General features: G+C 54.7%; 11 protein-coding genes. 1 reads left to right on the top strand and 10 read right to left on the bottom strand.

From position 1 onward, the window contains the following. Positions 1-45: 45 nt before the first annotated feature. Positions 46-2,475 carry a glucose/quinate/shikimate family membrane-bound PQQ-dependent dehydrogenase gene (locus EPYR_RS05400; RefSeq protein ID WP_012667401.1) on the bottom strand — a complete coding sequence of 810 codons (2,430 nt, stop codon included), beginning with the start codon at positions 2,473-2,475 and terminating at the stop codon, positions 46-48. A 316-nt stretch (positions 2,476-2,791) separates the two neighbouring features. Between EPYR_RS05400 and EPYR_RS05395 the strand changes: the two genes are divergently transcribed. Further along, on the top strand, positions 2,792-3,628 hold the full coding sequence (locus EPYR_RS05395) for an aminoglycoside 6-adenylyltransferase (protein ID WP_041474096.1): 837 nt from the start codon (positions 2,792-2,794) through the stop codon (positions 3,626-3,628). A 167-nt stretch (positions 3,629-3,795) separates the two neighbouring features. On the opposite strand, the gene der is transcribed toward EPYR_RS05395, so the two are convergent. The 9 genes from der to ndk all read right to left on the bottom strand — a co-directional run bounded on the left by der (position 3,796) and on the right by ndk (position 13,750). Further along, a complete protein-coding gene (gene der, locus EPYR_RS05390; RefSeq protein ID WP_012667399.1) occupies positions 3,796-5,292 on the bottom strand; it encodes a ribosome biogenesis GTPase Der in 1,497 nt (498 codons plus the stop codon). Between the two features lie 213 nt (positions 5,293-5,505). After that, entirely contained in the window at positions 5,506-6,687 is a 1,182-nt protein-coding gene (gene bamB / locus EPYR_RS05385; protein ID WP_012667398.1) for an outer membrane protein assembly factor BamB, read from the bottom strand. 128 nt (positions 6,688-6,815) lie between these two features. Further along, positions 6,816-7,436 (bottom strand): YfgM family protein, encoded by a 621-nt coding sequence (locus EPYR_RS05380; protein ID WP_012667397.1) that lies wholly within the window; start codon positions 7,434-7,436, stop codon positions 6,816-6,818. Between the two features lie 37 nt (positions 7,437-7,473). Continuing rightward, complete coding sequence (hisS, locus tag EPYR_RS05375) at positions 7,474-8,751, bottom strand: histidine--tRNA ligase (protein WP_012667396.1); 1,278 nt, start codon at positions 8,749-8,751, stop codon at positions 7,474-7,476. A 226-nt stretch (positions 8,752-8,977) separates the two neighbouring features. Beyond that, entirely contained in the window at positions 8,978-10,099 is a 1,122-nt protein-coding gene (gene ispG, locus EPYR_RS05370; protein ID WP_012667395.1) for a flavodoxin-dependent (E)-4-hydroxy-3-methylbut-2-enyl-diphosphate synthase, read from the bottom strand. Positions 10,100-10,138: 39 nt separating this feature from the next. Continuing rightward, positions 10,139-11,173 (bottom strand): cytoskeleton protein RodZ, encoded by a 1,035-nt coding sequence (gene rodZ / locus EPYR_RS05365; protein ID WP_014538672.1) that lies wholly within the window; start codon positions 11,171-11,173, stop codon positions 10,139-10,141. Continuing rightward, complete coding sequence (pilW, locus tag EPYR_RS05360; RefSeq protein WP_012667393.1) at positions 11,163-11,894, bottom strand: type IV pilus biogenesis/stability protein PilW; 732 nt, start codon at positions 11,892-11,894, stop codon at positions 11,163-11,165. Before pilW ends, rodZ begins: the two co-directional genes overlap by 11 nt. Before the next feature lie 85 nt (positions 11,895-11,979). Beyond that, positions 11,980-13,149: a dual-specificity RNA methyltransferase RlmN gene (gene rlmN, locus EPYR_RS05355; RefSeq protein ID WP_012667392.1), complete on the bottom strand. Its 1,170-nt coding sequence runs from the start codon at positions 13,147-13,149 to the stop codon at positions 11,980-11,982. 169 nt (positions 13,150-13,318) lie between these two features. Next, on the bottom strand, positions 13,319-13,750 hold the full coding sequence (ndk, locus tag EPYR_RS05350; RefSeq protein ID WP_004159115.1) for a nucleoside-diphosphate kinase: 432 nt from the start codon (positions 13,748-13,750) through the stop codon (positions 13,319-13,321). Between the last annotated feature and the right edge of the window lie 56 nt (positions 13,751-13,806).

Raw genomic sequence — 13,806 nt, 5'->3', positions numbered from 1 at the left:
CCCCTTCATTGCTGAAGGGGTATGGCTGCCAGACGAATATGTTGCTTATTTATCCAGCGCGTAGGCAATCACATAATCACCACGATCCGGCGACTGACGCGCCCCGCCCGCAGAGATCAGGATGTACTGCTTGCCGGTTTTTGGCGATTTATAGCTCATCGGCCCTCCCTGGCTTCCGACCGGAAGACGGGCTTTCCACACTTCTTTACCGGTTGAGGTATCGAAAGCGCGCAGAGAGTAATCCTGAGTCCCGGCGATAAACACCAAGCCGCCCTGAGTGGCCAGCGTGCCGCCCAGCGTTGGCATTCCGACCGGAATCTGAGCATGCATCTTAATGCCAAACGGGCCGGTATCCTGCACCGTTCCTACCGGAACCTGCCACACCACCTTCTGTGTTTTCAGATCGATTGCAGAAAGCGTGCCAAAAGGGGGTTTCTGACATGGGATGCCCAGCGGGGACATAAAGCGGTTTTTGTTAACCGCATAAGGCGTGCCTTTTAACGGCACGGCCCCCATCCCGGTATTGACCGACTCGCCGCCATTACTGGCTTTTGCATCGGCTTTTGCCGGCAGCATCTGCACCCACAGGCCAAGACGCATATCGTTAGCGAAGATGTAATGATGGTTTGGATCGGTCGACAGGCTGCCCCAGTTCATGCCGCCCAGCGATCCCGGGAAGCTTAAGGAGACATCGGTACCCGGGACGGTATACAGGCCATCGTAACGCATCGATTTAAAGCCAATGCGGCAGGCCAGCTGGTCAAACGGCGTGGCTCCCCACATATCCGACTCTTTCAGCGTTTCCGCGCCGATCTGCGGCATGCCAACGGATTTCGGCTGGGTTGGCGTGTACTGCTCGTTGGGGATATTACCGCGCTTAACCGGAACCTCTTTCACTTCGGTCAGCGGCTGGCCGGTCAGGCGATCCAGCACGTAAATTTGTCCGGCCTTGGTGCCAAACACCACCGCTGGTTTGCTGCTGCCGTTTTTTTGCGGGAAGTCGATCAGGCCTGGCTGCATCGGAATGTCGAAATCCCACAGATCGTTATGCACGGTCTGATACACCCATTTCTCTTTACCGCTGGTGGCGTCCAGCGCGAGAATGGAAGCGCCGTATTTATGGTCAAGCGCGTTGCGGTTGGCCCCCCACAGATCGACTGAAGAGCTGCCCATTGGCAGAAACACGGTGTTCATCGCCGCATCGTAAGACATTGGCGCCCATGAGTTCGGCGTACTGCGAACATAGTTCTTGCCGTCCTGCAGAAGGGCGTTAGGGTTCTTATTGCCCGGATCGAACGCCCAGCGCATGGCACCGCTGACGACATCAAAACCGCGCAGCACGCCGCCAGGCATATCGGTCTGCACATTGTCCGCTACGCGGCCGCCGACCACCACGGTGGTTCCGGCCAGTGTCGGAGCGGAGGTCAGCTGATATTTGGGTTCGCTGGCGTCGCCCAAACCGGCTTTCAGGTCAACAAACCCCTTGTTGCCGAAGTGCTGGCACAGCTCGCCATTGTCAGCATTGATCGCCACCAGACGCGCATCGATGGTGTTCATCAGAATACGGCGCTGGCAGCTGTCACCCGCCGCCAGGGTAACCGGCGTGACCGGCGTGGAGTCCGGTACGGTGGGTTGCTGCAGCGGTTTACCGGCATCAAAATAGGCCAGGCCACGGCAGCGGTTCCACACCTCAGAATGCGCATTGATTTCGGTTTTCCACATCTGCTTACCACTGTCTGCATCCAGCGCAATCACGTTATTGTGCGGGGTACAGAGGAAGACACGATCGCCGACCTGTAACGGAGTCTGCTGATCTTCCGCACCGTTACCGGTCGGGCTTTCAGGCGTATCACCGGTGTGATAAGTCCATACCGGCTTCAGATCTTGCACATTATCGCGGGTGATCTGATCCAGCGCGACAAAGCGGCTTCCGCCTGCAGTATTGCCGTAGTTATCCCAGTTTTTCTGTTCGGCAGATTTATCAACCGCAACCAGCGGCAGTTCCCGTCCGTCAGAGGGCACGGTCGGGTGCGGCTGGAACATGCCATAAGTAGTAGCCAGCAGGCCGATCGCCGTAATGCCGCTCAGGCCATAGGCAACTTTGGCTCGACTGGTGCGCGCTTCGCGCTGGCGCAGCGACGGGTAAGTCAATAGCGCAAGCAGCAGCATGCCGGCAAGGATCATCAGGCGGGAAACCAGCGGCCAGAAATCAACGCCGGCATCCTGCACGGCCCAGATAGCCGAGCCAATAAACACCAGGGCAAAAATCACTACCGCAGAAGAGCGGCGGCGGAAAAACTGGATGGCGGAAAGAACGGTGAAGGCACCGGCAATGACGAAATAACCGCTACCGCCGAGTGAGACCAGCTTACCGCCGCCGATGACAAAGTAAAGACCGGTTGCCAGTAACATAACACCCAGCACGTAACACCCTAAGCCCAGCCATTTAGAGGACCCGGCGCGTATTTGAGGCATACAAAATACTCCTGGTGGAAATAAGGCCGATTTAACGTAAAACCTTATCTGATTGAAACTGACCTGGGGCTGAATCGCCCTCCTTTTTGCGCAAGCATGGCCGACACACGCCCGGCGTGACCAGCAATATTGGCAAGCAGCAGAATTGTACCACCAGGTTCATAATGTAAAAAAACAGTAAATTAACAATATGGGCATTATGGGTAACGTTTAATTCACTCCTGTCACAAAATGATTGATTGTCAGTAAGGGCATTTCCCCAAAGCAGATGCGTATTGTCGACAATAAGACCCCATTATCAGCCGAGGATGCAAAAGTGACAGAGACAGAAGCAAAGCGTTGTTACCTGTTGGAAAAGATACAACAGTGGGCCAGCAACACCGATAACGTGCGTGCGCTGGTGCAAACCGGATCCCTGGTAAGGGCTGACGGCCTCGCGGATGAATTCTCCGATATCGATATTGAAATAATAGCGCGTGAGCCGCACTTGCTGGCCGTCACCGATGGCTGGATCGGTGCCATCGGGGAAACTATCACCGTTTTACATCTTGACGCTGAAGATGACCAGCAATGGCCAACCCGGCTGGTGATTTTCGAAGGGAGGACAAAAGTCGATTTTACCCTCGCGGGCTTGTCACGCCTGACTCGTATGGCTGCTGATAACCAACTGGATCCTCTGTATCAGCGCGGCTACCGGCTAGTGATGGATAAGGATAATCTGGCGCAACGCTTACCTGCCGCCATATTGACCGGGTCCACTCGCACCATCCCCACAGAAGCGCATTTTTGCCAGCGTGTGGAAGAGTTCTGGTTTGAAGCGTTTCATGTACCCGGCTACCTCGCCCGCAACGAGCTTTTCCTTGTCAAACAGCGTGACTGGACAATGAAGGAACTGCTGCTGGAGATGATCGAATGGCACGCCTTGGTTGATAGCGGGGGGTTAACAGACGTCTGGCACGGTGGGAAAGGCATGCGGGGCTGGGCCGGAGAGGAAATATGGCTACAGCTCGATCAGACCTTTGGCCACTTTGATGCAGAGGATGCATGGCGGGCTTACGGGGCCACAACAACGCTTTACGCGCGGCTGGCCAGGGAAGTCGCCGGCATAAAAGAATGGGTTTACCCCGACCGCGTGGAAAAGCTGCTGCGTTGAAGCGGGCGGCACAAATTCGACGTTGTTATGTAAGAACGGCATCTGTCACTTCGCTAAGCCACATAAAAAAATCCGCCATCCTGGGAGATGGCGGATTATTGCCGGCGTGCAGAGCCTTTCAGCCGTTCAGTTCACGCTTGAACAATCGGCATCAGCCCCCATGCGCATCAGCGTTTGTTCTTTTTCAAGTGGCTCATTAAGCGTTGGCGTTTACGCTGCTGGTTAGGCGTCAGCAGGTTGCGTTTGCCTTCGTACGGGTTATCACCCTCTTTGAACTGGATACGGATCGGCGTTCCCATGATGTCCAGCGAACGACGGAAATAGTTCATCAGATAACGCTTGTAGGAATCCGGCAGATCTTTGACCTGATTACCGTGGATCACCACAATCGGCGGGTTATAGCCCCCGGCGTGAGCATATTTAAGCTTCACGCGGCGGCTACGCACCAGCGGTGGCTGATGGTCGTCAGCCGCCATATGCATGATACGCGTTAACATCGAGGTGTTAACGCGGCGCGTTGAACAGTCGTAAGCTTCGGTCACCGATTCAAACAGATTACCCACGCCGCTGCCGTGCAGGGCAGAGATAAAGTGAATGCGCGCGAAGTCGATAAAGCCCAGGCGATAATCCAGCGCTTCTTTCACTTCATCGCGCACTTCCTGTGACAGCCCATCCCACTTGTTAACCACGATCACCAGTGAGCGGCCACTGTTGAGGATAAAGCCCAGCAGGGAGAGATCCTGATCGGAAATACCTTCGTGAGCATCAATAACCAGCATCACCACGTTGGCATCTTCGATCGCCTTTAACGTTTTGATTACAGAGAATTTCTCGACGGTTTCCGTTACTTTCCCGCGCTTACGCACCCCGGCGGTATCGATCAGGATATACTCACGCCCGTCACGCTCCATCGGGATATAGATGCTGTCACGCGTCGTGCCCGGCATGTCGAAGACCACCACGCGGTCTTCACCGAGAATACGGTTAGTCAGCGTCGACTTACCAACGTTAGGGCGACCAACGATAGCCAGCTTGATCGGCAGATCGAGCGGGTTAAAGTCATCTTCTTCCGCCGTCTCTTCACCGTTGGCTTTGGCTTCTTTTGCTGCCAGTGCGGCCCAGTAGGCTTCGTTTTCTTCTTCTTCGGTCAGCTCGCGCTCAGGGGCGACTTCATCCATCCACGGCAGCAGTACCAGCTCCAGCAGGCTGGTTACGCCGCGCCCGTGGGAGGCGGCAATCGGATGGATCTCACCCAGTCCGAGTGACCAGAAGTCCACTACCGCCGAATCCGCATCCAGGCCGTCAGTCTTGTTGGCCACGATAAACGTGGGCTTCTGACGCGAACGCAGATGCTTAGCGATAGCCACATCGGCCGGCATCAGCCCGGCGCGGGCATCAACCATAAACAGCACCACATCGGCTTCTTCAATCGCCAGCAGTGACTGTTCCGCCATACGGGTTTCCACGCCCTCTTCGTTGCCATCGATACCGCCGGTATCAATACAAATAAATTCGCGCCCTTCTATTTCGGCGCGACCGTATTTGCGGTCTCGGGTAAGCCCGGGAAAATCTGCTACCAGCGCGTCTCGCGTGCGCGTTAAGCGGTTAAACAAGGTGGATTTTCCCACATTGGGACGCCCGACCAGCGCGACCACAGGTACCATATTGAAGCCTCATAACTAAATAATAAGCGCCTGGCTGCGAAGAGTTTTCGCTGCCCGCAGGCAGTTGATCTGACGCAAGGCGCAGGCCGATGGCGCTTAGGATAACACGCCGGGAGAAAAACAAAACGGCTCCTGACTAATCAGGAGCCGTTTACACTTGCTCGTAGAGCCGTCATGCAGGCGAAAACGAACGGGTAGTGATACCAAGGCGGCTTAACGCGTAATCGCGTAAACCTCGCCGTCTTTCGACTGAATCAGCAATTTGTCGCTGGCAACCACAGGTTCAGTCTGGAAACCGGAGTTGTCCAGCTTCTGCTGGGCGACAAAACGACCGTCGTCGGTGTTTATCCAGTGCAGGTAGCCTTCACTGTCACCCATCACCAGGTAACCGTTATACAGTACCGGTGAAGTCAGGTTGCGGTGCAGAAGATCGCTCTGACGCCAGATGCTGACGCCGCCTTCGGCGTTCAGCGCCATCACGCGGTCATCCTGATCGATCAGGAAGATACGACCGGCATCAATGATCATATCGTGCACCGAGCCAATTTCACGTTTCCAGAGGATCTGACCGGAGCGCAGATCCAACGCCGTCAGGTTGCCGTTATAGGCCAGCGCATAGACCACGCCATTGACCACGACCGGAGTGGTATCGACATCGGCCAGACGGTCAATTTCGGTAGCGCCGCTCGGCTGTGAGATACGCTGTTGCCAGATAATCTGGCCCTGATTCATCATCACCGCGCTGACGCGACCGTTGTCGCCACCGACAATGGCCGCACCGAATGCGCTGGCCGGTGCAGATTCGCCACGCAGGCTCAGTGCGGGTACATCAAGGTTGACTGACCATTTGACGTTACCGCTTAACTGATCGAGTCCCTGCAACACGCCGTTGCTGGTATGAACCAGCACCAGGCCATCGCTGACCACCGGACGGGATAACACTTCACCCGCCGCTTTGGTCTGCCAGGCAATCGAACCATCGCTGGTATTCAGCGCAAAAACCTGGGCGCGTTCACTGCCAAGGTAAACACGGCCGCTATCAACGGTCAGGCCACCGGACAATAGTGCAGGGATATTGCTGGAGAAGAAACCGGTTCTTTCAGACAGGTCAACTTTCCACTGTTCTTTGCCATCGCCAGAATTCAGCGCTTTCACCGTACCGTGGCGATCGGCGGCATAAATGGTGTTATCTGCCCAGGCCGGGTGCAGATTAGAGTAAAAATCACCCACGCCATCCCCGACGGAAGTACTCCAGACTTTTTTCGGTTCGAACTGATTCTGCACCGTTGGTAGTGGTGACATGGTGACAACATCTTCTTCACCGCTGAACCATGAACATCCGCTGAGCAGGGTGACTGACATCAGTCCCGGCAGAAGTAACTTACGCAATTCCATGAAATTCCTCTTGTGCCTGTGCAGGCCAAATTTATAGAGCTAAACACGGTATATTTCAAGCCGGAGGGCGGTGGCTGATGCCGTGCCCATCACTGAGCACCGCCCTGAACTTGAATCATTTAGCTGTATCAGCCCGGCAGATTATTCACTTTCATTTGCAGCATCTCTTTCAGCGACGATGACGCATCAGAAGCGATCCCTTTGCTCCACGCATCGCGTGCGCCCTGGATGTCACCCTTACTGAGCAGCGCTTCTCCGCGCACGTCTGCAACGATAGTCGCCCAGCCATCGCCCTTGACGCTATCCAACGTCTTCAGTACCGCATCCGGCTGCTTCTGCTGCAGTTGGATACGTGCCAGACGCAGATTCAGCACTGCCTGTAGATTCGCGTCCTGGGTATTTTTCAGACCGCTTTGTAGTTGTTCAGCGGCTTTATCCAGCTGATTGTTATCAATATAACGTTTTGCCACGTCCAGTGAAGCCAGCGCTCCGTAGGTATTGCTGTTTTCGCTGGCAAACTGCGCTGCCGCTGCAATCGATGCGGGTTTACTGGCATCCAGCGCCGTGGTTACCTGCTGATAGGCGGCAGAGACTTCGCGCGATCCGCTGTCCTGGTGATTGCTCCAGATACGCCAGCCAATTAAGGCACCGACACCCAATACCACACCGACGACCAGCGCTTTGCCGTTCTGGGCAAAGAAATTTTTCAGCGCATCTGTCTGTTCATGTTCGTTGCTATACACTTCCACGCAATACTACTCCTTTAAATCGTGCTCGCCTTAAGGCTTAGCGCTGTAACAGTGCCGCCAGCGTGGTTGCTGCATCACGCTGCGCCAGGGTCTGCTGCTCGCCGTTACGTAAATCTTTGAAAACCAGCTGGCCATTGGCCACTTCATCTTCGCCAAGCACCAGCGCGATACGCGCGCCCCACTTATCTGCCCGGGCGAACTGCTTCTTGAAGTTACCACCGCCAAAATTGCTCATCAGCTTCAGTTCCGGCAGCGCATCGCGCAGCTGTTCAGCCAGCAGCAGCGCCGCACTTTGTACGCCCTGACCCGAAGCGATAACATAGACATCGACAACACGCGTCGGTTCAAATTCCGGGTTAACTGCCTGCACCAGCAGCACCAGGCGCTCCAGCCCCATGGCGAAACCGACAGCTGGCGTGGCGCGGCCACCCAACTGTTCAACCAGGCCATCGTAGCGGCCACCGGCACAGACGGTGCCCTGGGCACCCAGGCTGTCGGTCACCCATTCAAATACCGTGCGGTTGTAGTAATCGAGACCGCGCACCAGACGCTGGTTGACGCGATAAGCGATGCCGGCCGCATCCAGCTGGCGACACAGCCCGGCGAAATGCTCGCGCGATTCGTCATCCAGATAATCCCCCAAAGTCGGGGCATCGTTCAGTAATGCCTGGATATCAGGATTTTTGCTGTCCAGCATGCGCAGCGGGTTGGAGTACATGCGACGTTTACAGTCCTCATCCAACACCTCAACATGCTGCTCAAGGAAGGCGACCAGCGCATGGCGATAGTTCGCTCGCGCTTCAAGCGAGCCGATGGAGTTAAGCTCCAGCCTCACATGGTCAGCAATACCCAATGCTTTCCACCAGCGGGCGGTCATCATAATCAGTTCGGCATCAATGTCCGGCCCCTGCAGGCCAAACACTTCGGCACCAATCTGGTGGAACTGACGATAGCGGCCTTTCTGCGGGCGTTCATAGCGGAACATCGGGCCGATGTACCACAGACGTTGCTCCTGATTGTACAGCAGACCGTGCTCGATGCCCGCACGCACGCAGCCGGCGGTGCCTTCCGGGCGCAGGGTCAGACTTTCACCGTTGCGATCGTCGAAGGTATACATCTCTTTTTCAACCACGTCGGTGACTTCACCGATAGCGCGCTTAAACAACGGGGTCTGCTCTACAATCGGCATACGAATTTCACTGAAACCGTAGCTGCTCAGTACCTGCTTAAGGATCTGCTCTACGCGCTGCCACACGGCGGTTTCAGCCGGCAGATAGTCGTTCATGCCACGAATGGCCTGGATATTCTTCGCCACTAAATATTCTCTTTCATCTGGTGATGCGCAGGCTGGTTTACGGCCCATGACATACCGGGCAGCGCCCGAATCCGTTATTCATCACGTTAACAACTAAAGCGCGGTTGAAACAGGTGAATAATCGTTACATAACTGCGTTACGCTCCCGCTGTTGCGCTGTCACGGTAAAACTGCCTGCGCCGATTACGTCTGGCCAACGACAGAGGCCAGACACAATGCTGTTCAATTATTTTTCAACCTGCTGGATATCAATCCGGCGTGCTGCGTCCAGAATGGTGGCTTTAGCACGAATGCGCGCCTCCAGCTGGTCGATCATATTGTCATTGTCCAAACGTTCGCGCAGACGCACGCCGTCTTCATAAAAACCACTTTTCTTGCTGCCACCGGTCACGCCCATGGTTGAAACCGTGGCTTCTCCGGGACCATTGACCACACAGCCTATAATGGAAATATCCATCGGCGTGATGATGTCTTCCAGGCGCTCTTCAAGCGCATTGACCGTACCAATCACGTCAAACTCCTGACGTGAACAGGTCGGGCAGGCAATAAAGTTAATGCCGCGCGAACGAATACGCAGTGATTTGAGGATATCGAAGCCCACTTTGACTTCTTCAACCGGATCGGCCGCCAGCGAAATACGTAATGTATCGCCAATGCCTTCAGACAGCAGCAGGCCGAGGCCAATCGCTGATTTGACTGACCCGGCGCGAGCGCCACCGGCTTCGGTGATCCCCAGATGCAGCGGCTGCTCGATCTGTTTTGCCAGCAGGCGATATGACTCAACGGCGAGGAACACGTCTGAAGCTTTTACGCTGACCTTGAACATATCAAAATTGAGCCGTTCAAGGTGGTCGACATGACGCATAGCCGATTCCACCAGCGCCTGCGGCGTTGGTTCACCGTATTTTTCCTGCAGGTCTTTTTCCAGCGAACCACCGTTCACACCGATACGAATTGGGATGTTGTAATGGCGGGCGCAGTCAACAACGCTGCGAATACGCTCTTCATTACCGATATTGCCCGGATTGATACGCAGACAGTCAACGCCATACTCGGCGACTTTCAGGGCAATGCGATAATCAAAGTGGATATCAGCGACCAGCGGGACATTAACCTGCTGCTTGATATGACGGAAAGCCTCTGCGGCATCCATCGTGGGTACGGACACGCGCACAATATCCACGCCAACGCGTTCCAGCGCTTTGATCTGAGCGACCGTCGCGGCAACATCGGTAGTACGGGTATTGGTCATGGACTGAACGGCGACAGGCGCGCCGTCGCCCACAGGCACCTTGCCGACGTAAATGCGCTTTGATTTGCGGCGGATAATGGGTGCTTCGTTATGCATATGCTTTCTCCACAATTACTCGCGACCAGAGAAGATGCGTTATTGCGCACCTACGGTCAGGCGGGCAACCTGGTTAGTACGGATAAAACGACTCAAATCGACAGGTTTACCCTGGTATTCGATCTCTACGGCGGCCGGAGCGCCAATCTTCAACCGGTAAGGTGCCTTTCCGGCCAGACTGAGTTGACCTCCGCTGCGCTGCATGCCGCTGAACAATTTCTTGCCCGTCGCATCGGTCACGTCCAGCCAGCAGTCACGCGAAAAGTTCATCACCAGGCTATTGGTATCAGCCGCTGCCTGCGGCGGGGTAATGGCAACCGGCTGCGCATTATCCGATGGTGCGGCAGCATTAGCATTAGCATTAGCATTAGCATTAGCATTAGCATTAGCATTAGCATTAGCATTAGCATTAGCATTAGCNTTAGCAGCTGGTGATAAGTTGCTGCTTTCTTCAACAGGTGCTGGCGTGCTGCCGTTATTTTGCGCTGCATCAGGCGTGATGCTGTTATCTGTCGCTGGCGTGTTATCCAACGGAACGGCAGTTTGCACGCCGCCAGCGGTGCTACTGCTGGCATTGCTATCCGTTAGCGCAATCGACTGATGATTATTTCCGTCAACCGAGGCGTTTTGATCGGCCATCGACACCAAATCGGCCTGAGCGGCTTTGTGATTCTGCCACCACCAGGCACCGGTCAACCCCAGCACCACAAACAGCACCAGCCAGGTCAAAATCATCAACCAGCCGTCTCGCTTCTTGCGTTGTTTACCAAGGGAATAACTTTGCATCATTTCGACCTTGGCGGCTCTGACCGGGGCTTGTTTAGCCATCATCGGTAGCAGCTCTTCTTCCGGCACGCGAACCAGCCGGGCGTAAGAGCGGATATAGCCGCGCAGAAATGTCGATGCCAGTGAGGCAGGCGAGTTATCCTCTTCAATATCTCGAATAGTGGAAAGTTTCAGGCAGAGGCGCTCAGCAACATTCTGCTGAGTCAGTCCCATCTGTTCACGGGCGCTGCGCAGGCGCTCGCCTGTTGAATTTACGTTCGATTTGTCTTGAGTGGCTTCAGTATTCATTAGCTAAAAAATGCTGGTACTGTATCGATTGTGGAAAAATTTGCGCAAGCTGCGCCCCGTGATGTTGTACATCAGCGGGCCGTTTTGCCTGGGCGGCGAAGCGAATCTCTAACCACAAACTTTCCGCAGAAACAGGAAAGTTGTGTTGATAAACATCTAACAGGAGACGCGATTCTGAGCGTCTCCCTTTTCCCAATCGCCTTGCGGCTTCTGCCAGCATGGGCAGTCCCTTAGTTGGATCGGTCTGCACCGCATCCACCAGCGCTTGACGCGCTTTTTCTTGCTGACCGGCATTCAAAAAACAGTAACCCGAATTTTCAACACTGTCGGCACGCAGTCCGTTTGCGGAATCCTTTCTGGCCAGGCTGAACTGGCGCTGTGCCGCATCATACTGCCCTAATCCGCAGAGAAACGCACCGTAATTATTAAGTACATAGCCGTTTGAAGGCGCCTGCGCCAGTGCACGATGGTAATGGTGCTCTGCCCTGCTGCGATCGCCCGTCTGCTGCTGGTAACGCGCCATCGCCAGCTGAACGCGATAATCATCCGGAGCCTGACTGAGCGCACGCTGCAAATTTCTGCGTGCAGCATCCATATTCCCTTTGGACAGATAAGCCAGGCCCAGCTGGATGCGCGTTTCAACCCTTACGTGGCGCTGCGGTGAGGTCTGGCACCCCACCAACAGTAGCAGCAGCATAGCGGCCAGCTTCCCTGTTTTCATCCCTGTTCTCCCTGGTAACAATGGCTACTTATCGTACGCCAATCTCACTGGGATCACAGTGGTGAACAGGGAAAAAGCGCTGTTTTCAGAGCGCCTTCACAGAGATGGCCTCACCGGCCATTTTCTTTTTCAACGTGCGTTTGGTGCGGTCAATAACGTCTCCGGCCAGCTGGCCACAGGCGGCATCAATATCATCACCACGGGTCTTACGCACAATAGTGGTAAATCCGTATTCCATCAACACTTTAGAGAAGCGATCGATGCGACTGTTCGAACTGCGACCATAAGGCGCACCAGGGAAGGGATTCCACGGGATCAGATTAATCTTGCACGGGGTGTCTTTCAATAATGCCGCCAGTTCGTGCGCGTTATCGGTGCTGTCATTAATATGATCGAGCATCACGTACTCGATAGTAACACGCCCCTGGTTAGCGTTAGATTTGCCAATATAGCGGCTGACGGATGCCAGGAAAGTCTCAATATTGTACTTTTTGTTGATCGGCACAATTTCGTTACGAATTGAGTCATTCGGCGCATGCAGCGAAATCGCCAGCGCGACATCAATCATATCACCCAGCTTATCCAGCGCCGGAACCACGCCGGAGGTGGACAGCGTGACGCGCCGCTTCGAGAGGCCAAAACCGAAATCATCGAGCATGATTTCCATCGCTGGCACCACGTTGGTCAGATTAAGCAGCGGCTCCCCCATGCCCATCATTACCACGTTGGTGATGGGACGCTGGCCGGTCACTTTGGCCGCGCCGATGATTTTTGCTGCGCGCCATACCTGACCAATAATTTCCGACACGCGTAGGTTACGGTTAAAGCCCTGCTGCGCCGTCGAGCAGAATTTACACTCCAGCGCGCAACCCACCTGGGAAGAGACGCACAGCGTGGCGCGGTCTTTTTCCGGAATGTAAACGGTTTCTACCTGCTGACCGCCCACCTGGATGGCCCATTTAATGGTGCCATCCGCCGAACGCTGCTCTTCTGCCACTTCCGGCGCGCGGATCTCCGCCAGCTCTTTCAGCCTGTTGCGGAAAACCTTGTTGATATCGGTCATCTCATCGAAATCATCGCAGCAGTAGTGGTAGATCCACTTCATCACCTGATCGGCACGAAACGGCTTTTCACCCAGGCTGGCAAAAAACTCGCGCATCTGCTGACGATTGAGATCCAGCAGGTTGATTTTTTCTTTTTTCGGGATGGTGGTTACAGGTGGTACGGACGACGGCGTCACATTAAGTTCTGACATAATATTCTCTGGCCTCGTTGTTACACGTTATGGCACTGGGTTTTGAGTGAATTAAAGAGAAACGCCCCGCAGAATGAACTGGCGGGGCGCATTATTGTACTCATGACTTATGAAGGGTTAAAGCGGCAGACCAAAATAATTTTGCCCCCTTCGCCGTCAGGCAGCCGTATTAACGGGTGCGTGGGCAGATTTCGCCTTCGCCGAAGAAGTAAGCGATTTCGCGCGCGGCAGATTCAGCTGAATCAGAACCGTGTGTTGCGTTCTCGGTGAAGCTGTCGGCGTAATCAGCACGCAGCGTGCCCGCCAGGGCGTTAGCCGGGTTGGTTGCTCCCATCAGGTCACGATGGCGCTGCACGGCGTTGTCGCCTTCCAGTACGGAAACCACCACCGGGCCGGAAGTCATAAATTCAACCAGGCCATCAAAGAACGGTTTGCCCTGATGTTCTGCGTAGAACCCTTCGGCCTGCTCTTTGCTCAGGTGTAGCATTTTGCTACCAACAATTTTGAAGCCAGCGCTTTCAAAACGGTTAAAAATGGCACCGATAACGTTTTTTGCCACTGCGTTCGGTTTAACGATAGAAAACGTACGCTCAATAGTCATGTGAACCCCTGTTTTATTTTTCGAGTTTAGCCGTAAAAACCTGTCCCAAACCGGGA

The organism is Erwinia pyrifoliae DSM 12163 (assembly GCF_000026985.1).
Taxonomy (GTDB): Bacteria; Pseudomonadota; Gammaproteobacteria; order Enterobacterales; family Enterobacteriaceae; genus Erwinia; species Erwinia pyrifoliae.
Note: the sequence above shows the minus strand (reverse complement) of the source record. Positions and strands in the feature narration are given on the sequence as shown.

What these genes read in the sequence shown, in the direction of transcription:
- rlmN (WP_012667392.1), bottom strand. Translation starts at nt 13,149, where the DNA reads ATGTCAGAACTTAATGTGACGCCGTCGTCCGTACCACCTGTAACCACC.
- pilW (WP_012667393.1), bottom strand. Translation starts at nt 11,894, where the DNA reads ATGAAAACAGGGAAGCTGGCCGCTATGCTGCTGCTACTGTTGGTGGGG.
- EPYR_RS05400 (WP_012667401.1), bottom strand. Translation starts at nt 2,475, where the DNA reads ATGCCTCAAATACGCGCCGGGTCCTCTAAATGGCTGGGCTTAGGGTGT.
- ispG (WP_012667395.1), bottom strand. Translation starts at nt 10,099, where the DNA reads ATGCATAACGAAGCACCCATTATCCGCCGCAAATCAAAGCGCATTTAC.
- der (WP_012667399.1), bottom strand. Translation starts at nt 5,292, where the DNA reads ATGGTACCTGTGGTCGCGCTGGTCGGGCGTCCCAATGTGGGAAAATCC.
- ndk (WP_004159115.1), bottom strand. Translation starts at nt 13,750, where the DNA reads ATGACTATTGAGCGTACGTTTTCTATCGTTAAACCGAACGCAGTGGCA.
- bamB (WP_012667398.1), bottom strand. Translation starts at nt 6,687, where the DNA reads ATGGAATTGCGTAAGTTACTTCTGCCGGGACTGATGTCAGTCACCCTG.